This is a genomic window from Rhodospirillales bacterium, assembly GCA_016712595.1.
In the GTDB taxonomy this organism is placed as follows: Bacteria; Pseudomonadota; Alphaproteobacteria; order Rhodospirillales; family Defluviicoccaceae; genus Defluviicoccus.
The window spans coordinates 2,650,693-2,669,423 of the sequence record JADJQT010000001.1 but is presented as its reverse complement, the minus strand read 5'-3'; the positions used below and the strand labels follow the sequence as shown (position 1 = coordinate 2,669,423).

Annotated in this window: 15 protein-coding genes and 2 pseudogenes; 8 read left to right on the top strand and 9 right to left on the bottom strand. The window is 64.7% G+C overall.

The genetic code is table 11. The annotated features are described in order from the left end of the window. Together topA and dprA are read right to left on the bottom strand one after the other, a co-directional pair. Positions 1 to 1,706, bottom strand: a pseudogene (gene topA, locus IPK66_11950) (type I DNA topoisomerase). Between the two features lie 17 nt (positions 1,707 to 1,723). Then, positions 1,724 to 2,912 (bottom strand): annotated as a pseudogene (gene dprA / locus IPK66_11945) (DNA-protecting protein DprA). Positions 2,913 to 3,210: 298 nt separating this feature from the next. Here dprA and IPK66_11940 point away from each other — a divergent pair. From IPK66_11940 to IPK66_11930, 3 genes are all read left to right on the top strand, one after another. Then, positions 3,211 to 3,750 carry a transposase gene (locus tag IPK66_11940; GenBank protein ID MBK8175943.1) on the top strand — a complete coding sequence of 180 codons (540 nt, stop codon included), beginning with the start codon at positions 3,211 to 3,213 and terminating at the stop codon, positions 3,748 to 3,750. A 111-nt stretch (positions 3,751 to 3,861) separates the two neighbouring features. Next, positions 3,862 to 4,629 (top strand): hypothetical protein, encoded by a 768-nt coding sequence (locus tag IPK66_11935; GenBank protein MBK8175942.1) that lies wholly within the window; start codon positions 3,862 to 3,864, stop codon positions 4,627 to 4,629. A 473-nt stretch (positions 4,630 to 5,102) separates the two neighbouring features. Continuing rightward, on the top strand, positions 5,103 to 6,149 hold the full coding sequence (locus tag IPK66_11930; GenBank protein ID MBK8175941.1) for a cytochrome-c peroxidase: 1,047 nt from the start codon (positions 5,103 to 5,105) through the stop codon (positions 6,147 to 6,149). A 48-nt stretch (positions 6,150 to 6,197) separates the two neighbouring features. On the opposite strand, the gene IPK66_11925 is transcribed toward IPK66_11930, so the two are convergent. Continuing rightward, positions 6,198 to 7,100 carry a hypothetical protein gene (locus IPK66_11925; GenBank protein ID MBK8175940.1) on the bottom strand — a complete coding sequence of 301 codons (903 nt, stop codon included), beginning with the start codon at positions 7,098 to 7,100 and terminating at the stop codon, positions 6,198 to 6,200. Next, positions 7,097 to 7,633, bottom strand: a complete 537-nt coding sequence (locus IPK66_11920; protein ID MBK8175939.1) for a hypothetical protein — start codon at positions 7,631 to 7,633, stop codon at positions 7,097 to 7,099. Before IPK66_11920 ends, IPK66_11925 begins: the two co-directional genes overlap by 4 nt. A 94-nt stretch (positions 7,634 to 7,727) precedes the next feature. Between IPK66_11920 and IPK66_11915 the strand changes: the two genes are divergently transcribed. Beyond that, positions 7,728 to 8,246, top strand: a complete 519-nt coding sequence (locus tag IPK66_11915; GenBank protein MBK8175938.1) for an O-acetyl-ADP-ribose deacetylase — start codon at positions 7,728 to 7,730, stop codon at positions 8,244 to 8,246. A 22-nt stretch (positions 8,247 to 8,268) separates the two neighbouring features. On the opposite strand, the gene IPK66_11910 is transcribed toward IPK66_11915, so the two are convergent. Beyond that, positions 8,269 to 8,796, bottom strand: coding sequence for a hypothetical protein (locus IPK66_11910; protein ID MBK8175937.1), 528 nt, complete (start codon positions 8,794 to 8,796; stop codon positions 8,269 to 8,271). Between the two features lie 232 nt (positions 8,797 to 9,028). On the opposite strand from IPK66_11910, the gene mutS reads away from it, so the two are divergent. Then, positions 9,029 to 11,713: a DNA mismatch repair protein MutS gene (gene mutS, locus IPK66_11905; protein MBK8175936.1), complete on the top strand. Its 2,685-nt coding sequence runs from the start codon at positions 9,029 to 9,031 to the stop codon at positions 11,711 to 11,713. A 42-nt stretch (positions 11,714 to 11,755) separates the two neighbouring features. Here mutS and IPK66_11900 read toward each other — a convergent pair whose 3' ends face one another. Both IPK66_11900 and IPK66_11895 read right to left on the bottom strand, forming a co-directional pair. Next, positions 11,756 to 12,004 (bottom strand): hypothetical protein, encoded by a 249-nt coding sequence (locus IPK66_11900; protein MBK8175935.1) that lies wholly within the window; start codon positions 12,002 to 12,004, stop codon positions 11,756 to 11,758. 130 nt (positions 12,005 to 12,134) lie between these two features. Continuing rightward, the gene (locus IPK66_11895; GenBank protein MBK8175934.1) at positions 12,135 to 12,779 is read right to left on the bottom strand and encodes a cold shock domain-containing protein; all 645 of its coding nucleotides are present in this window, start codon (positions 12,777 to 12,779) and stop codon (positions 12,135 to 12,137) included. Between the two features lie 395 nt (positions 12,780 to 13,174). Between IPK66_11895 and IPK66_11890 the strand changes: the two genes are divergently transcribed. Beyond that, entirely contained in the window at positions 13,175 to 13,702 is a 528-nt protein-coding gene (locus IPK66_11890) for a PepSY domain-containing protein (protein ID MBK8175933.1), read from the top strand. 191 nt (positions 13,703 to 13,893) lie between these two features. Next, positions 13,894 to 14,769 carry an SDR family NAD(P)-dependent oxidoreductase gene (locus IPK66_11885; protein ID MBK8175932.1) on the top strand — a complete coding sequence of 292 codons (876 nt, stop codon included), beginning with the start codon at positions 13,894 to 13,896 and terminating at the stop codon, positions 14,767 to 14,769. Positions 14,770 to 14,985: 216 nt separating this feature from the next. Here the strand turns inward: IPK66_11885 and IPK66_11880 are convergent, their stop codons facing one another. Further along, positions 14,986 to 15,372, bottom strand: a complete 387-nt coding sequence (locus tag IPK66_11880) for a hypothetical protein (GenBank protein MBK8175931.1) — start codon at positions 15,370 to 15,372, stop codon at positions 14,986 to 14,988. Between the two features lie 476 nt (positions 15,373 to 15,848). Between IPK66_11880 and IPK66_11875 the strand changes: the two genes are divergently transcribed. Then, complete coding sequence (locus IPK66_11875) at positions 15,849 to 17,975, top strand: adenylate/guanylate cyclase domain-containing protein (GenBank protein ID MBK8175930.1); 2,127 nt, start codon at positions 15,849 to 15,851, stop codon at positions 17,973 to 17,975. Positions 17,976 to 18,004: 29 nt separating this feature from the next. On the opposite strand, the gene IPK66_11870 is transcribed toward IPK66_11875, so the two are convergent. After that, the gene (locus IPK66_11870) at positions 18,005 to 18,721 is read right to left on the bottom strand and encodes a hypothetical protein (protein ID MBK8175929.1); all 717 of its coding nucleotides are present in this window, start codon (positions 18,719 to 18,721) and stop codon (positions 18,005 to 18,007) included. Positions 18,722 to 18,731: the final 10 nt, after the last annotated feature.

Sequence of the window (18,731 nt, the reverse complement as noted above, 5' to 3'; positions counted from 1 at the left end):
CAGAAGTCGCGCAATACCGACTTCCAGTCGAGCCGGCCGCCCGAGACGTCGTCGAGCTGCTCCTCCATATCGGCAGTAAAGCCGTAGGCGACGTAACGCTCGAAAAAGCTTTCGAGAAATGCCGTCACCAGTCGCCCTCGATCTTCGGGAATGAAACGCCGCTGCTCAAGCCGGACGTATTTGCGGTCCTGGAGAACCGAAAGGATGCTGGCGTAGGTCGACGGCCGGCCGATACCGAGTTCCTCGAGCCGCTTGACCAAGCTCGCCTCGGTAAAGCGCGGCGGTGGCTGGGTAAAGTGCTGGTTTGGCGTCACGCTGACGCGATCGAGGGCCTCGCCGCGCGCGACGTCCGGAAGCATCCGCTCGGTATCGTCGTCGGCGGGCGCCGGCGTGCCGGCGCCTCGGTCTCGGGATCGTCGCGGCCCTCGCGATAGGCGCGCAGAAAGCCGTCGAAGGCGATGACGGAGCCGGTGGCGCGAAACACGACCTGCCCGTCCGGCGAAGCGATGTCGACCGCCACCTGATCGAGAATGGCCGACTCCATCTGGCTCGCCAGGGTCCGCTGCCAGATGAGCTGATAGAGGCGGCGCTGATCGTTATCGAGGAAACGGGCGACGTCGGCCGGCTTGCGGCCGAGGTCCGTCGGCCGAATCGCCTCGTGCGCCTCCTTGCGCGTTCTTTGCCTTGGTTTTATAAGGCGCGGCTTTTCCGGGACGTACCGGGCGCCGTATTCGCGCTCGATCACCCGACGGGCGGCGGCGATCGCCTCTCCCGACATCTGCACGCCGTCGGTCCGCATATAAGTGATCAGACCGACCGTCTCACCATCGATGCTCACCCCCTTCGTAGAGGCGCTGAGCGACGCGCATAGGTGGCTGGCGCCGAAGCCAAGCTTGCGCGAGGCCTCTTGTTGCAAGGTCGAGGTGACGAACGGTGGCGCCGGATTGCGCCGGGTCTGCTTGCGTTCGACCGAATCGACCGCGTAGGTGCGGGCTTCGGCGGCGCGCACCGCCGCTAAGGCCGACGCCTCGTCGGCGAGGTCGAACTTTTCGAGCTTGCGGCCATCGAGGCGGGTGAGGGCGGCGGTTAGCGTCTCGCCACCCGCCTTGCGAAAGGTGCCCTCGACCGTCCAGTATTCCCGCGAGCGAAAATTATCAATCTCGGATTCGCGCTCGCAGATCAGCCGCAGCGCCACCGACTGGACGCGCCCGGCCGACCGGCTGCCAGGCAGCTTGCGCCAGAGAACCGGCGAGAGCGTGAAGCCGACGAGGTAGTCGAGTGCCCGCCGCGCGAGATAGGCTTCGACGAGTTCGCGATCAAGTTCGCGCGGGCGGGCGAAGGCGTCGACGATGGCGTTCTTGGTGATCTCGTTGAACACCACCCGCTTGATATCAATGCCGTCGAGCAGCTTCTTTTCTTCCAGCACCTTGCACATGCCAGGAAATCGCCTCGCCTTCCCGGTCCGGGTCGGTGGCGAGGTAGAGGTGTTGCGCGCCATCCAGTGCTTCGGCAATCGCCTGAGGTGCTTGCCGGCCTTGGCGTCGACTTCCCAGTCCATGTCGAAGTCGGCGTCCGGGCGCACGGAAACCATCCTTCGCCGGCAGATCGCGGACGTGTCCGTAGGAGGCGAGAACGGTATAACCGCCGCCGAGATACTTATTGATCGTCTTCGCCTTGGCCGGCGATTCGACGATCACCACGTCCATTCGCAAGCCTCCGCGAGTTACGTGATCAGCGAAACGCGATTGCCCGGATGCCGCTCAAGGCGGCCCGCCAATTCCACTCCCAACAGAATTGTCGAGATCAGGCCCGGCGACAATTGGCAGGTGCGGATGATTTCGTCAACCGCAACCGGCGTCGGCGAGAGCGTTTCGGCAACCGCCCGACGCGCCGCGTCGGGCGGATCCGCATCGATGCCCGTTCGCAACGGGCTCTTGGCATGGGCGGGCGGAGGCGTCGAAGCGGGGCGACCGCGATCGGCGGGCGACTCGCATCGCTCGCCATCGCCGCAGGTCGCGGTATGCGAGGCGCCGCCGGCGCCGGGAGAACCGCCAGAATATCGGCGATGGATTCGGTCAAGGTGGCGCCGTGGCGGATCAACTCGTTGCAACCGCGCGCGCGCGGATCGCGCGGCGAGCCGGGGACGGCGAAGACCTCGCGCCCCTGCTCGCCGGCCATGCGCGCGGTGATCAGCGAGCCGGACCGCAGGTTGGCCTCTCGACGACGACGACGCCGCGCGCGAGGCCGGAGATCAGCCGGTTGCGGCGGGGGAAATGGCGCGCCTGGGGCGCCATGCCGGGCGGTGCCTCGGCGATGATTGCCCCGCTCTCCTTGATGCGGGCGTAAAGATCCTGATGTTCCTGCGGATAGCAGACGTCGACGCCGCCCGCCAGAACCGCGCGATCGTGCCGTAGGAAGCGCCGCGCGATGCGCTTCGCCGTCGATGCCACGGGCGAGGCCGGAAACGACGACGAAGCCGGCGGCGCCGAGATCGCGGGCGAGTTCCGCGGCTGTGTGCCTTCCGTTCAGCGAGGCGTTGCGGCTGCCGACGACGGCCATGGCGGCGGCGGTGAGCAGGCCGGCGTCGCCGATCAGCGCGACGCTCGCCGGGGCATCGTCGATCGCCGCCAGCAGGGGCGGGTAGTCGGCATCGCCGCAGATGATCAGCCGCGCACCGCAAGCGCGGAGCGACCCATCTCCGCTTGTGCCCGGGCGGGCGGGCAGATCCGCACGGAGCCGCGCCGGCCGCCGCGCCGGGCGAGATCGGGCAGCGCGGCGAGGGCCTCGCCTGCCGAGCCATAGCGTTCGATCAATCGGCGGAAGGTGATCGGCCCGACGTTCTCGCTGCGGATCAGGCGCAGACGGTCGAGCCGTTCGGTTTCGCTGAGGCTGGGCATGGCGCGATCAGACATAACCCGAAAAGGTAGTTTGAATGGGCCCGGGGATCAACGCCCGCGGCAACCGCCATCCGATCCGATCCGCGCCCACCGTCCCGCGCGCACTGGTGCTATCCTCGGGCGGTGTCGCGGTTTCAATTCCGCCCTTGATCGTTCCGTCGTAATCCAACGCTTTATCCCAGCCTCGACCGTTTGGAGGTCGATCTAGTCGGCAACCGCTATGTTACCCTTAGCGTCGAATCCTGTAGGTCGGAATAGCCCCAGGCGTATTCCGACGGATGAAGGCTGTCGTGTACCGAACCGAAGCGGCTCGATGCCCGATTTCCACCGACACCGTGTTCCCGGCGGCTGCTTTTTCTTCACCGTCAACCTCTTGGAGCGGCGCGGCAACACGTTGCTCGCCGACCGGATCGATCTCCTTCGCGACGCGGTGCGGCATGTTCGATCCTCGCGGCCGTTCACCATTGATGCCTGGGTCGTCCTGTCCGATCATCTTCACGCGGTATGGACGTTGCCGCCCGGCGACGACGACTTCTCCATCCGCTGGCGCCTGATCAAGACCTTTTTCGCGCGCGCCTTGCCGAAGACGGAGCGGCTGTCACGGGTGCGCCGAGCCGACGGCGAACGCGGCATCTGGCAGCGCCGCTTTTGGGAGCACGCCATTCGCGACGATGCGGACTATGCCGCGCACATGGATTACGTCCATTTCAACCCGGTCAAGCACCGCCTCGTCGCCTCGCCGGCGGATTGGCCATACTCCACCTTCAGGTCGTGCGCCGAACGTGGCCTCTATCCGGTTGATTGGATCGGCAGCGGCGTCGAGGATGTCCCGGCGGGCGAACCCGGAGACTGAAAACATTCGTCGGAATACGCCTCGATATTCCGACCTACGCGGGCTAGGCTTGCTGCTGCCTGCCGAAACTCCCAGTGCTACGATGGCGCCGAGCAATGTTGGGAGACCGCCATGCCCGAAAATCTTAGCGACCCCTCGGAACTCGATATTGAGGATCTAGTACGGACGCTTGATGATCGAATTGATGTATCCAAGCGCTGGATCAGCGAAAGACTCGATGGCGGCCTCTTCATGTTTGTTAAGGAACTTGTGGATATAGAGGATAAGATCTCACAATTAAAAGATATTTCGAAACGTCATTCTGGGGACTTTGGCAAGCATCTAAGTGTACAGTTATCAATATACGAAAATGATATGGTTGATTTGCGCAAGCAGCACATTTTATTTCTCGAAAGAGGCCAATCATCACAGCGAGCGTTTGAAAACATCGTCTTTATGCATCAATACTATTGGAAGAGATCGAGTGATGGGTATGTGTCCGGGCATCGTTACCTTTTAATCGCATATGGTGCGGGCATAGTGGCCGTGTTGACCACAATAACAAGTCTTTGGGGTCACAAAGAATCTGTGGAACTACTGGTAACAGCAGGTTTTTTGCTCGGAATTGGTCTATCGCTCTGCTCGTGTGCTATTAGCATGAGGATCTCGTATGATGCTATGTACTCAAAATATTACTCTGCGCTTGTCCACGCAAAAATTACATCACGTGATGACATAGATTTCATTGAAATACCAAATCGGAAAAAGAAGATCCTGTTCTATATACATATTTCATGTTTTATCGGTTCACTGGTAATTTTCTTGGTGTGTATTCTGCTCGGATTTCTGGCGATGGCGCGGTTGGCAGGCGGAAGTGTCACTTTCTTAAAATTGATGTAGTCAAGCGAAGCCCAGGATGCAACGGCGCACTCCGGGGATCGCAAGCCAGTGCGCCTGGGAATCACAGCCGCTTGCGTGCCGGTTTGGCCCGGACGACGTAGCATTTTTCCGCAACCGCCAGCCGGAAATCCAGGATTTCGCTACTCTGCACCCCAGGCTTCGGTTCATGGCAACCCATGTTCGCTTCGCCATCGAAACCCGACGCAGGATGCGTCCACCTCCGCGCAACGGCCATGTCTCTCCATGGCGAAGGCGTGACTTCAAGCTGAGGCACCGTCCATCCTCGCGCTTTGTTGATTTTTGCTCCTGAACATAATATTCTATATTAGTTATATAATGTGTATCGAGTATCACTCGCAGCCGTCGATCACGCCTCGACCGGTTCGTCCGTCCATCGCCTGTTTGGCGCGAGGGAAGGGCGAAGGCGTACGGGGCGGCTCGATCGACAGGCTTTTCTTGGGGAGAGGGGAACAATGCGCAACTGGCTGGCTCCACTGGCGCTCTCATTGGCGTTGCCGGCACTCGCCGCGGCGGCCGAAACCAGCGACGCTGCTCTGATGAAGGAGGCGCAGGAGCTGTTCGAGCCGATTCCACTCAAGCCGCCGGTGCTCAAGGACAACGCCAGCACCCCGGCGAAGGTTGAGCTTGGTGCGGTGCTTTACTTCGATCCGCGGCTGTCACAAAGCCATAATATCAGTTGCAACACCTGCCACCAGATCGGTCTCGGCGGCGGTGATGCGCGGTCGACCTCGATCGGCCATAAGTGGCAGAAGGGCGGGCGCAACGCGCCAACAGTGCTGAATGCCGTGTTCAACACCGCGCAGTTCTGGGACGGCCGGGCCGCCGACCTCAAGGAGCAGGCGGGCGGTCCGATCCAGAACCCGATCGAAATGGGCATCACGCTTCAGCACGCGGTCGAAATGCTGAAAGGCATTCCCGGCTATAAGCCGTTGTTCGAGGCGGCCTTTCCCGGAGAAAAGGCGCCGATCAGCATCGATAACGTCGAAAAGGCGATCGCCGTCTTTGAGGCGACGCTCATTACCCCCAACGCGCCGTTCGACAAGTACCTGCGCGGCGATGCCAAGGCGCTCACCGCCGAGCAGAAGGCGGGCTTGCGCCTGTTCATCGATCAGGGCTGCTCCGGCTGTCATAACGGCATCAACGTTGGCGGCGGCATGTACGCGCCGTTCGGTGTGGTTGAAAAGCCGGGTGCGGACATCCTGCCGCCCGAAGACAAGGGCCGTTTCCAGGTGACGAAGACGCCGAGTGACGAATACGTCTTCAAGGTGCCGAGCCTTCGCAACATCGAGCTGACCGCACCTTACTTCCATACCGGCAACGTCTGGGACGTCAAACAGGCGGTGGGGGTGATGGGTACGGCGCAACTCGGCGCGCAGTTGAACAAGGAGCAGGAAGATCAGATCGAGAGCTTCCTCAAATCGCTGACCGGGGAGCAGCCGCAGGTCGTCTATCCGATCCTGCCGCCAAGCACGGCGCTGACGCCGCGCCCGGAGTTGTAGTCGTTACGACGAGACCTTGGGGACGGATCGCGGCGATGCGCGGCGGCGTCAGTGTCGCGCCGCCGCGACCCAGGCGAGAAAGGCGGGATACGGCGTACGGTCGACGGTCAGGATGCCCCAGTGCGCTTCGATCGGATCGCCAACCTGAGCTCCTTTCCATGGCGCATCGAACGCCTCGAAGGCCGCCGCGTAGGAGGCAAAGACGGGCAGGGAGCCGTTCGCTGCCGGCGTCGTGAGCCGGACAAGGCGGCCGCGGGCGAGCCACTCTGCCCAGAATGCCCGCTGGCGGTCTGGCGACTGGGGTTCGCCACCGCCGTTGGGAAGACCCGTCTCCTTGACCAGGACCGGCTTGCCGGCAAGGTGGGCTATCGCCTCGGCGCGGCCCCGCACCCAGGCGACGGCGGCATCCGGTGGCAGGGACTGGTGGTCGATCGCCGGATGAATGTTGGGGGCGAGGAAGTCACCGAACGCGCGAATCGGCGGCCAGCCGTAATCGCCGGCCGGCTCGCTCGTGGTGATCGCCAGCGCCCGGCCGCGGCCGATCAGCGCCAGCAACCGGTCGCGGGCGCGGGCGAGATCGTCAATCTGGTAGCGGTTATCATTGATGCCCTCATTGCCGATGGCAACCGCGAGCGCGAGACGGTCGCGCCAGCGGCGGACGAGATCGGCGGCGGCGGCGATTTCGCCCTCGGACGTCGGATCCCAGATGCCGAGCAGAATCGCGCGATAGCCCGGGCGCAGGGCGGCGAGGTCGGCGCGTAACGGTTCCGCCGGATAGGGCGTGCCCGCGGGCGGCATTCGCGGATCGAAGCCGCTGGGATTGAAGACGACGAGCGCCGAGCCTTCGTCCTCGAGGTAGCTGAGGAATGGATAGGCGGCCTCCGCCCGCACGCCGGCCGGCGCCAGCAGAACGGCGAGTCCCGCGAGCACGGCGCACACGATCCGGATCATGGCGCCGCCTCGTAACGGATATCATCGAGAAAGATGCTCAGGTGTCCGGCCGGATTGTGCTTGTCGTTGGCGATCAGCATGAACGGCGTGATGACCCGGGACAGGTCGTGGCCGTCGGTCGCGATCCGGTATTCGCGCCAGTCGGCCGAAAGGGTCAGCCAGCCGGAATCGATCGGAAGCGACGCCGAATCGCCGAACGGCTGATCACCGGCGACGCCGGCCTTGATCCGCACCCGCTCGCCGCCGGCGGCGCCGCGGGCGGAAAACACCAGTGTCCGCGCGCCGGCGAGATCGAAGCCCTCGCCCGGCGTCGCGCCCCAGTAGTTGGGAGCGCTGGCGACGGCGATACCGGCCCAGTGGCCGGGCGCGAAGGTGATGGCAAGGCGAATCGCCGTTCCGCGCGGCGCGCCGGGATCGGCGAGATCGATCTGCAGCCGGGCACCGGTGTTGGCGGGAACGACGTTGGTCCACGAACCGTGGTTCAGCGGGGACGCAACATCCTGATAGACCCACCAGACGTCGCCAGAGCGCATCGCCGCATCGCCCGGACGCGCTATGATCGTGGTGGCTAGCACGCCCCCGGCAAGGGCGGCGATGGATGCCAACCGGATTGGGGAGAAGGTCCGCATGCAATCAAGGATCGAGGTTATCGAGGCCGATATCACCACCTTGGCGGTCGATGCGATCGTCAATGCTGCAAACCAATCGCTCTTGGGTGGCGGCGGGGTCGACGGCGCCATCCACCGCGCCGCGGGACCGGACCTGCTCGAGCAGTGCCGGTTTCTTGGCGGATGCCCGACCGGTCAGGCGAAGATCACCCAAGGCTTTCGCCTGCCGGCGCGCTTCGTCATTCATACCGTGGGGCCGGTCTGGCGCGGGGGCGGCTCGGGCGAGGCGGCGTTGCTGGCGTCGTGCTACAGCGAATCGCTCGAGCTCGCGCAGCGCCATTTCTGCCGGGTGGTGGCTTTTCCCGCGATCAGCACCGGCATCTTCGGCTTCCCGATGGACCCGGCGGCGCGGATCGCGGTTGAGGCCGTACAGCAATTTGTTGCCCGGCACGCGCTGCCCGGGCGGGTGATCTTCTGTTGCTATAGTGCGGAGTCGGCGGACGCTCATCGCACGGCGCTCGCCCTGCCGGTAGCGTAATTCTGGTGGCAGCCTCGGCGCTTCAACGAGCCGTTTCCGTCATCGCGGATGACGAGACGGCGCCGGGCCGCGCGACGTGAATGTTGGCGGCGCCGTTATCGCTCAGGATTGCCCGGGCCCGTTGTTCGCCGGACGCATCGGCCGTGCGCACCCACAAGATGACGCTGCCGGCCGCGAGCGAGCGGGCAAAGTCCTCAGTGTGCGGCGTGGCGGTGACCTCTTCTAATAGGTCCTTGGCGGCGATGCCGCCGACTGCGGCGCCGATGATCGCAGCGATGGTGGCGGCGATCGTCCCTCCGGCGAGGAAGATCGCACCGGCGGCGATGAGCGGACCTTCGTATTTCAGCTCGCCCACCAGCGCCAGCGTCACCTCGCGCCATGAGCGGCCGGGTCGCCCGGCGGCGTCTATCGATTCATGTGACGCGAGCACGCTAAGGTCGGCGCGCCCGAATCCCGCCTCCAGCAGATTGGCTACTGCCCGCTCGAAGGGCTGGCGTTCGGTAAACAGCCCGACCACCTCGCCATCGTTCTGCGTTGTTGCGTCCGCCATCACCGCATCCTTGTTCTGTCCTTGGCATTGTGCCGTATCCGCGCCGGCGATGACCAGCGCTTCGAGCCAGGCCGGCGCGTGGCGCGCGACGTGGCGTTCCGCTGCCGGACAGTCGTGCTAGTCTTCGCCGATCGGATCTTCCGCGTGAGTAACCGCTCTGCCCGACGATCGTTTCTCCCGGCTCCCGGCGGAGGCGCTGCCATCCACGCCTCCCGCCCCGCCACACCCACCGATGCCCGAGGGCGTGCCTGAACACGCGCGCGCAAGCGCGCCCGGGGCCGCTGGCGTCACGCCGCTGATGGCACAGTACTGGACGATCAAGCGGGACTATCCCGATTGCCTGCTGTTCTACCGGATGGGCGATTTCTACGAACTGTTCTTCGACGACGCGGTGACTGCCGCGGCCGCTCTCGACATCGCCCTGACCAAGCGTGGCAAGCACGCGGGCGAGGACATTCCGATGGCCGGGGTGCCGGTGCACGCGCACGAGGCCTATCTCGCCCGATTGATTCGCCGTGGCTTCAAGGTCGCCGTCTGCGAGCAGCAAGAAGACCCGGCCGAGGCGAAGAAGCGCGGCGCCAAGGCGATCGTCGCCCGCGATGTCGTTCGTGTCGTCACGGCCGGAACCTTGACCGAGGAAACCCTGCTCGAGGCCCGTCGGCCGAACTATCTCGCCGCGCTTGCCGAGAAACGGGGCACGTTTGGTTTCGCCTGGATCGATATATCGACCGGCGAGTTACAGGCCCAGCCGCTCGGTCGCGCCGATCTTGGTGCCGCGCTGGCGCGACTGGAGCCGGGAGAGCTTCTGCTGGCCGAGCCGCTGTTGCGCGAGCCAGGGCTGGCAACGGTCATAACCGAATGGCGTGAGCGCCTGACCGTTCAGCCGGCGAGCCGTTTCGATCCGCCATCGGCGCATCGCCGCCTGACCGTACTCTTTGGCATCGAGACGCTCGATGGGTTCGGCGCCTTCGGTCCGGCCGAGGTGGCGGCGCTGGGCGCGTTGGTCGATTACATCGAACTGACGCAAAAGGGCAGGCTCCCGCGAATCGCCGCCCCCCGCCGCCTGGCGCTGGGCGCGGTGATGGAGATCGACGCGGCGACGCGGCGCAATCTCGAGCTGACCCGCACGCTCGCCGGCGAGCGCTCGGGCAGTCTGGTCGATATCCTCGATCGCACGCTGACTGGTCCCGGGGCGCGATTGCTGCTTGCCCGCCTTAACGCGCCACTAACCGATCCCGGCGAGATCGGCCGGCGTCTCGACATGGTCTCGACCTTCGTCGAGGCCGAGGCGTTGCGCGCCAGCATGCGCGCGGCGCTGACGCGCTGCCCGGATCTCGAACGGGCGCTCGCCCGCCTGTCCTTGGGGCGTGGCGGCCCGCGCGACATGGCGGCGATCCGCGACGGCATCCATCAGGCAGGCGCGCTGCGGGCGATCGCGGTGGCAACGCCGGGCGGTCCAGCTTGCGGCATCGCCGAGGCGGTTTGTGCACTCGGTGAAGAACCTGCGGTCGCCGATCTGCTGGACCGGGCGCTCGCGGACGATCTGCCGCTTTCACCCCGCGACGGCGGCTTCGTCGCCCGTGGCTTTCGCTCGGATGTGGACGAAGCCCGTCGTCTGCGCGACGACGGCCGCAAGCTGATCGCCGCCTTGGAAACCCGCTACGCCGAGCAGACGGCAATTCCCACCTTGAAGATTCGCCACAACGGCATGCTCGGCTACTACGTCGAAGTGTCGTCGAAGCATGCCGAGCGCCTGCCGCAGGGAGCGTCATCGCCGTTTATCCTGCGGCAGTCGATGGTCGGCGCCCAGCGATACGCGACCGTCGAACTGGGTGAACTGGAAGCCCGGATCGCCCGTGCCGCCGACGAGGCGCTCGCCCTCGAACTGGCGGTCTTCGATGAGCTCGCGCAGGCGGTGATCGCCGCCGCCGCGCCGATCGCGGCCACGGCCGGTGCGATCGCCGAGCTCGACGTCGCCGCGGCCCTTGCCGAACTCGCCGTCGCTCGCCGGTGGGTGCGGCCGTTGGTCGAGGAGGGGACGCACTTTATTGTTGATGGCGCCCGTCATCCGGTGGTCGAGGCGGCACTGGCGGACTCTGGAACCGGCGCGTTTGTCGCCAATGACCTGAAGTTGGACCGTGAACGGCGGATCTGGCTGCTGACCGGCCCCAACATGGCGGGCAAGAGCACGTTCTTGCGACAGAATGCGCTGATCGCTGTGTTGGCGCAGATGGGTGCGTTCGTTCCGGCGGAGCGGGCCCGGATCGGCATCGTCGACCGCCTGTTCTCGCGGGTTGGCGCAGCCGACGACCTTGCCCGCGGCCGTTCGACGTTCATGGTCGAAATGATCGAAACCGCGGCGATCCTCAATCAGGCGGGGCCCGGGGCGTTTGTCATCCTCGATGAGATCGGCCGCGGCACGGCTACCTTCGACGGTTTGTCGATTGCCTGGGCGGTGGTCGAGCACCTGCACGCGGTCAACCGCTGCCGGGCTTTGTTCGCCACCCACTATCATGAGTTGACGGCGTTGGCGGCGAAACTGCCGACGCTCGCCTGCCAGACGATGCGGGTGAAGGAATGGCAAGGCGACGTCGTTTTCCTGCATGAGGTGGTCCCCGGGGCGGCGGATCGCTCATACGGCATCCATGTCGCCCGGCTGGCGGGGCTGCCGCCGGCGGCGGTGGAACGCGCGCTGCAGGTGCTGGAAATTCTCGAGACGGGCGAACAGTCCTCGGCGGTAACCCGCCTCGCCGATGACCTGCCGTTGTTCGCGGCGGCCGAAAGGCGAAGCCAACCACAGCGCCCCTCGGCCGTCGAGGAGCGCCTGCAGGCGATCGATCCCGATAATCTTACCCCGCGCGAGGCGCTCGATCTGCTCTACGCGTTGAAGGCCATAATCGGCAGGGCGCCATCATGACAGTCTGGTGCCCTTTGCTCAAAATCGCCGCCCTCGCCAGGGCTATTGGTTGGGCGAGCGGGCGATTGTCTTGATCGGGCCGCGAGGGCGCCCGGACAGCTCGGCGATCTTTCGGTCCTGTTCTTCGATCAACGCCCGTGCCGGTTCGTCCCCGTCGAGGCCGTCGACCTCTTCGCGGGGCACCTTTCGGTTCGAACTGCGCGAGCCATCCTCGTAGAGGACGTCAAACAGCACGAACGCCCCTTCCGCCGTCTTTTTGCGGCTGACCGAGTCATGTTTTCTGCGTGCCATGGTCCCTCTCCAACTCGAACGCGCGACCGGTGTCCGGGCGAGCCGCGAACCGCGTGCGGAGGTGATCCGCACTGCGATCCGCCGGCTCGCCCGGAGCCGATTTCTCTAAGGTTCGGGAATTAAGTCGGCGTCAGCCGGCGTCGGCGACCGTAACGGCCTCGCGCCCCTTCGGCGTATCGACGACGCCCATCGCCACCCGCTGTCCTTCGGCGAGGTGCGGGATGTTCGAGCGTTCAAGAACGGAAATATGCAAGAAGACGTCCTTGCCGCCATCGTCACAGGCGACAAAGCCGAACCCCTTTTCCGCGTTGAACCACTTGACGGTCCCGACCATGTCGACGGCGTTCGAGACATCGACCGAACGGCGGGAAAAACCGCCTGGGCTAGCCCGCTCGGTTCGACGTGGCGGTGGCGGCGCGATATTGGTCTCGTCAACCTCGAGTACGCGGGTTATTTGCGGACCCTTGGCGCCCTGACCGACATGCACGCGAAGCTTTGCTCCCGGCTGCACGGAATCGAAGCCCGCCGCCTGGAGTGCCGCGACGTGCATGAAGGCGTCTCCTGAGCCGTCAGCAATCTCGGCGAAGCCGAATCCCTTTTCGGGATTGAACCATTTTACCGTCGCGTCGACGATCGGGCCCTCTGCAGGAGCCGCATCTCGTGCGACGTCGCCGAATGGGCGTGCCGGGCGTATTCCTCGGCCTTCGCGGGAAAATGGTTCGTCATCGTCGAACCCGCGACGTCTCGGTTCCCGAAAGCCCTTACCTTTTCGCATCATTGCTCGTCATCACCTTTTGCATCATAACCGTCATCACCGACGCCGACAGGCCGCTGGCTGTGTGCTGGCCGCCGGCACGTCGCATTCTACCTGCCGCTTCGCGATCGTTTTTGCTTTTGCTCAATAAGCTTTGCAGCCATCTCAGGCTGCGTCATCTGCTGCCGACAGGCTACGATCGCATGGAACCTCCTGCTTGCGTTTCACCATAACACGAAGCCAGAAGAGCGGTCGCCAATAACTCACGTGTGAGCGGCGGCAGGGCACGAAGCCTGCAAAATGTAACGTTTATCGTTGAAATGCGTCGGCGGTGACTCGCCTGACCGTTCGCGGAACCAAATGATCGCGAAGGGCGTTGGTTGCGCTTGAAGCTGCAACAACCGAGAGTAAACGTCATGCACAAGACCAATTTCACTGCTCCGATCCTCGGAGCCCTTCTGTTCGCGGCGGGCACCGCCGGCGCCTTTGCCGCCAGCTCTTCGCATATCGAGGCCATCGACATGGCAAAGACAACGCTCGTCCAAGCCATCGAAACCGCAGAGGAGCAAGGCCACGGCAAGGCAATCGAAGCCGATTTCGATGCCGATGCCAACCCTGCGCGCTACGAAATTAAAGTGCTCAGCCAAAATGCGCTCGTAGCCTACACCCTTGATGCCGATACGGGCAAGGTTGTCGATACGGCCGATCAGCCGATTGAAAAGCTTTTCACCATTCTCACTCCGGCAAACGTTCGCGCAGCCCCCACGTCGCTGGGACAGGCGATCGGCATCGCCGAGGAACACACCGGTGGCAAGGCGTACGAGGCCGAGGTCGATCGAGATGGGAAAATCGTCAGCTATGACGTGACTGTCGCCAGAGCCGATGGTTCCAAGCGTGACGTCGCGGTCGATGGCGCGTCCGGTAAGGTCACCTCGGTTAAGTAGCACGATCAAGGCGATGCCTGCGAGCGGCCGCCGCCGGCGCTTGTGCGCTGCGGCGGCGGCGTCGCGGGACTGGAATTCCTGCGGTGGATGAATACATGCGATGTGCAGCCGCTTCGCGCCGTTGCACATCGCTCTTTTGTTACGCGCCGTTGCCGGTCGCGACGGTGTGTTCCATGGTGAGGAGATTGGCCATGTTGTCTCCGGTCCCGCCCCAGCCGGCGGCCTCATCCCGTGTCTGGTTCATCACCGGATGCTCGACCGGTTTCGGCCGGGTCCTGGCCGAGGAGGTGCTGGGGCGCGGTGAGCGGGCAATTGTCACCGCTCGCAATCCCGCGTCGCTTGCAGGCTTCGCCGAGGCGGCAGGTGCACGCGTCGCCGCGCTCGACGTCACCCAGCCGGAGCAGATTGCTCGTGCGGTCGGGGATGCCGAGGCGGTGTTCGGCCGCATCGACGTGCTCGTCAACAACGCCGGCTACGGCTATCTATCGGCGGTGGAGGAGGGGGAGGACGATGAAGTCAGGGCGATGTTCGAGACCAACGTCTTCGGCCTCGCCGCGATGACGCGTGCGGTTCTGCCCGGCATGCGCGCCCGGCGGTCTGGACACATCGTCAATATTTCTTCGATGGGTGGTCTCGTCGGTTTTGCCGGCATCGGCTATTACAACGCCACCAAATTCGCCGTCGAAGGTCTCTCCGAAGCGCTGGCGATGGAAACGGCACCGCTCGGGATCAAGGTGACGATCGTCGAGCCCGGGCCATTCCGGACCGATTGGGCTGGTCGCTCATTGAAAACACCGAAGGCAGCGATCGCCGATTATGCCGCCACGGCGATCGCGCGGCGCGAGGCTGTCAGCGGCTACAGTGGCACTCAGCCGGGCGATCCGGTTCGCGGTGCGCGGGCGATCGTCGCCGCCGTCGATGCACCGAATCCGCCGCTCCACCTCGTTCTCGGCAAGCCTGCCTACAATATCGTGCAAGGTAAGCTCAAGGCCTTTGCGGGTGAACTCGAGACGTGGCGCGAGCTCACTTTGGGCGCTGATTTTCCGCAAGACGCTTCAGCAGCCTAGAATCACTTTGTTCGGAATTCTGCCGCCCCGCCGCCTTACGCGGGGCGGTGTAGCCGTCGGTGTCGGTTGGCAAGGCCTGTCGACAACGGCTGCGCCTGCAAGTCCACGATGATGATGGCTGTCACCAAGCACTGCCGCCAAACCCAGGAGGCTAAACCTTAAGCCCCGCGCACGAAGCCCTTGGCTTGGCGCACCTCACCTCCAGGCGTTCCAAGTTCAGATTGCGGTGTCGCTGGCTGGATCGGGAGGGCCACTGCAGGTCCCCGTCTGCTGGCAGGGCGTGCCGCAGGTATTGTCCTTGCACCCGCTGTTCACCGGACCGGGGTGTGACGAAACCGTCGTCTCGCCGCCGCCGCGGCCAGCCTGATCGTAAAGCGCCGAGAGAATATCACCGAGCGGCATGCACATCGCGTCGGCGCCCAGGCACTGCTCGGGCGGCCGCGATTTCGCCGCGGTCTCGCCAGCGTAGGCGACGATATCACGGGCGATTTCCGGGTATGCGACGCACGCATCGGATATGCTCGCCTGGAGATTAGTCGCGTCCCCGGTCGCCGACCATGCTGCCACAGCCTGAGTGATCTGCTGCCGGAGCGCGGGCGGCAAGCCGCTATCTGCGAAACTCAATGCCGGCCATGCGGAGACACCCAACACAGCAACCACGGCAACCATTAAGGTGCGAGGGCGTCCCACTCTTCTCGTCCCATCCGTTGATTGCTTCCTGTACGAACTGCCGTCGCCCTTGACCCGTTGTGGGCTTGCATACGAAGGGCACGCGAGTCAGTCCGCAAGCAACAACCTATTCTATCTTTTTTCCTCGGTAGCTCGCAATGATACCGTGACATCCGCCGAGCGAAACCGACTTGGCGTCGAGCGAGTGTTGTTAGTGCGCCACGAACGACGCACGGACCGGCTTGGCGCGTCGTCGTTGGTTTATGATCCCGCCGGGGACGAGTGAGATGGGTTTTCCGAACGATCCCAACGACGCAGGTGCGTCCCCCGGGTCCACCAAACGCCGGGGGGAGCGAAGCGGTGCCGGTCGCCGGCGCACAACCCGTCTTCGCCGCAGCCCGCATTTCTGGGTGTCCGTTATCGTCCTCATTGCTGCCGCGTTTGTCTCCCGCGCCGAGCCGTCGTTCTTGGTCGGCGTCCGTGAGAGTCTGTTTGATTCCTACCAGCGTCTCGAGCCGCGGGTGGCTCGAGACGCGCCGGTGCGAATCGTCGATATCGATGAGGAAAGCCTCGCCCGGCTCGGTCAGTGGCCGTGGCCGCGCTCGCGCCTCGCCGAGTTGCTGCAAAAGCTCGACGATGCGCGCGCGACCACCGTAGCGCTCGACATCCTACTTGCAGAGCCAGACCGGACGTCACCATCGCGCCTGCTTCTGCCGCGCTGGCAAGGGGCATCTTCGCACGGCGAGGGGGCCGAGGCGCTTCCCGATTATGACCAGCAACTGGCCGCGACCATGGCCACCGGGCGCGTCGTCACCGGCTTTGCCCTGGTCGAGGCTGGCCTGACTGCGCTGCCGGCAATGAAGGCCGGGCTTGCCTTCGTCGGCGAAGGCGGCGGTTCGGACGATGCGCCGGCAGCGGCAGCGGTGCTGGCATCGGTGCCAGGAGCGGCGGGCGCCGTCGGCACGTTGCCAATGTTCGAGCACGCGGCGAAGGGCAACGGCGCTCTTAGCATCAGCCTGTCGGCTGGCGGTGTGATTCGCCGTCTGCCGCTGTTGCTGCAGGCCGGCGGACATATCCTGCCGTCTCTCGGCGCTGAGGCACTGCGCGTCGCCCAGGGATCGGATACTTATGTCGTCAAAGTCGCCGACGGTGGGCACGGTATCGATGAGGTTCAGATCGGCGCCTACCGCATTCCGACCGACCGAGCCGGCCAGATCTGGCTTTACGCCTCAAAGCCGGTCACGAGCCGGTTTATCCCCGCCTGGAAAGTCATCGTCGGCGAGGTCCCACCCGCCGAACTCGAAGGCCGGATCGTGCTTATCGGCTCGACGGCGCGCGGCCTGCAGGACGTGCATCAGACCCCTCTCGGCGACGACGTTCCCGGAGTTGAATTCCATGCGCAGGCGCTCGAGCAGGTGATCCACGAGGTCTACCTGCGCCGACCCGACTGGGCGAAAGGAGCCGAAATCCTGACGTTGCTCGCGCTGGGGGCCACGGTTCTCACCGTCGGCTCCCGCGCCGGTCCCACGTGGACGGCGGTGTGCGCCGGTGCCGGCGTCGTCGGCGCTTTCGCCGTCTCGTGGGAGGCGTTCATCGCCGTCGGCCTGCTGCTCGATCCCCTTTTTCCGGCAGCGACGGTGATCGCCGTCTATTTCGTTTCCTCGCTGCTGCGCCACCTCCAGACTGAGCGCGAACAGCGCTGGATTCGCATGGCCTTCGCCAGCTACATCTCGCCGAAACTGGTCAATGCGCTGATCGAGGACCCCGGCCAGCTGCAGCTCGGTGGCGAGCGGCGGGAACTGACCTTTTTGTTCACCGACCTTGAGGGATTCACCCCCCTGGTCGAACGCACGCCGCCCGCCGTGGTTGTGCCTGCGCTCAATGCCTACCTCGACGGCATGATCCGCATTGCCTTTGCTCACGACGGGACCGTCGATAAGATTATCGGCGACGCTGTGCACATCATGTTCGGAGCGCCGGTCGCCGACCCGGCCCATGCCGAGCGGGCGATCGCCTGCGCGCTGGAAATCGATCGCTTCGCCAAGGACTTCGCACGGCAAAAGCGCAGCGAAGGCCTCGCCTTTGGCCAGACCAGGATTGGGGTCAATTCCGGAATCGCCATCGTCGGCAACTTCGGCGGGGCGCTGCGCTTCGACTACACGGCGCATGGCGATGCGATCAATACCGCGGCGCGACTGGAAGGGGCGAACAAGTATCTCGGCACTCGTCTGTGCGTCAGCGAGGAAACGGCGCGGCGATCGGCAACCTTCTTCGGCCGGCCGGCCGGAAATTTGTTGCTCAAGGGCAAGACCGAGCCGGTCCGGGTGTTCGAGCCATTGGATCCCGGCGCGGTCGATGACGATGCGCTGCGGGCCTATGAGGCGGCGTTCGCGCTGCTCGAAGCTGGCGATCCCGCCGCCGAGGCGGCATTTGCTGCCACCGTCGGTCGCGCGCCTGAAGACGGCCTCGCCGCATTTCATCTGCGCCGTCTGCGCGCCGGGCAAACCGGCAGCACCGTCATCCTAACCGAAAAATAGCTGCGCCGGAAAATACCTGTGCCAAGCGATCAGAACGGGAACTGTTCGGCAATCTGTGGCTCCCAATCCTCTGCCCAATGGCGCAGCGTCTCCATGACTACCTGCTTTGCCGGATCGGATGCCACCGCCTCGTTCGTCCAGTCCGCTGGCTGCCAGACTGTGTTCTCCGGCGGCGGAAGCAGCAGATCGGGGTTCCATCCGTAGTCCACCTGCCACAACTGACCATCGTGGAAGCGGATGAAGCGGGCACCGACCATGACGACGGGCAGGTATTCGTCCCTGCCTGCCGCGTAGTGGGCGAGGACGACGTTGATCCAGTGCGGATGTCCGCCGAGCCCGAGATTGATCTCCCGGATGTGCCAGCATGCGCCGCTTCCGGTATTGGCGGCGGATGAGTTGACCGCGTAGTAGTACTCGGGCCGGCTGCAGCTCGTCCGCGGCTTGAAGTCGTAGCGCATGCCGAGTTCGACACGGTAGACCAGAACCAGCCGATCGATGACGCCGTGGTTTTCGCTGACGAGGATGCGGCGATGCGAAACACCGCCGAGCAGATTCTGATCGCCTTCGTAGATCGACTGCCAGTCCCCAGGAGGCATGGGCGGCACCATCAACGCCGCCGTGGGTGATGCGGGCGAGGTGGTAAGGGAGACTTCCCGGTCGGCCCCTTTGTCCCCGGTGCAGCCGGTGAGCACTGCCGCCGCCAGAACGGCAAGCCGGCACAGCCAGGGAAATCTCGCGCGTTTCACCTCGGCGTCC

Excerpts from the sequence above, each read along its gene's own strand:
- IPK66_11890 (MBK8175933.1), top strand. The coding sequence starts at position 13,175 with ATGCACAAGACCAATTTCACTGCTCCGATCCTCGGAGCCCTTCTGTTC.
- IPK66_11915 (MBK8175938.1), top strand. The coding sequence starts at position 7,728 with ATGCAATCAAGGATCGAGGTTATCGAGGCCGATATCACCACCTTGGCG.
- IPK66_11940 (MBK8175943.1), top strand. The coding sequence starts at position 3,211 with ATGCCCGATTTCCACCGACACCGTGTTCCCGGCGGCTGCTTTTTCTTC.
- IPK66_11900 (MBK8175935.1), bottom strand. The coding sequence starts at position 12,004 with ATGGCACGCAGAAAACATGACTCGGTCAGCCGCAAAAAGACGGCGGAA.
- IPK66_11930 (MBK8175941.1), top strand. The coding sequence starts at position 5,103 with ATGCGCAACTGGCTGGCTCCACTGGCGCTCTCATTGGCGTTGCCGGCA.
- mutS (MBK8175936.1), top strand. The coding sequence starts at position 9,029 with ATGCCCGAGGGCGTGCCTGAACACGCGCGCGCAAGCGCGCCCGGGGCC.
- IPK66_11910 (MBK8175937.1), bottom strand. The coding sequence starts at position 8,796 with ATGGCGGACGCAACAACGCAGAACGATGGCGAGGTGGTCGGGCTGTTT.
- IPK66_11925 (MBK8175940.1), bottom strand. The coding sequence starts at position 7,100 with ATGATCCGGATCGTGTGCGCCGTGCTCGCGGGACTCGCCGTTCTGCTG.
- IPK66_11935 (MBK8175942.1), top strand. The coding sequence starts at position 3,862 with ATGCCCGAAAATCTTAGCGACCCCTCGGAACTCGATATTGAGGATCTA.
- IPK66_11885 (MBK8175932.1), top strand. The coding sequence starts at position 13,894 with ATGTTGTCTCCGGTCCCGCCCCAGCCGGCGGCCTCATCCCGTGTCTGG.
- IPK66_11895 (MBK8175934.1), bottom strand. The coding sequence starts at position 12,779 with ATGCGAAAAGGTAAGGGCTTTCGGGAACCGAGACGTCGCGGGTTCGAC.
- IPK66_11920 (MBK8175939.1), bottom strand. The coding sequence starts at position 7,633 with ATGCGCTCTGGCGACGTCTGGTGGGTCTATCAGGATGTTGCGTCCCCG.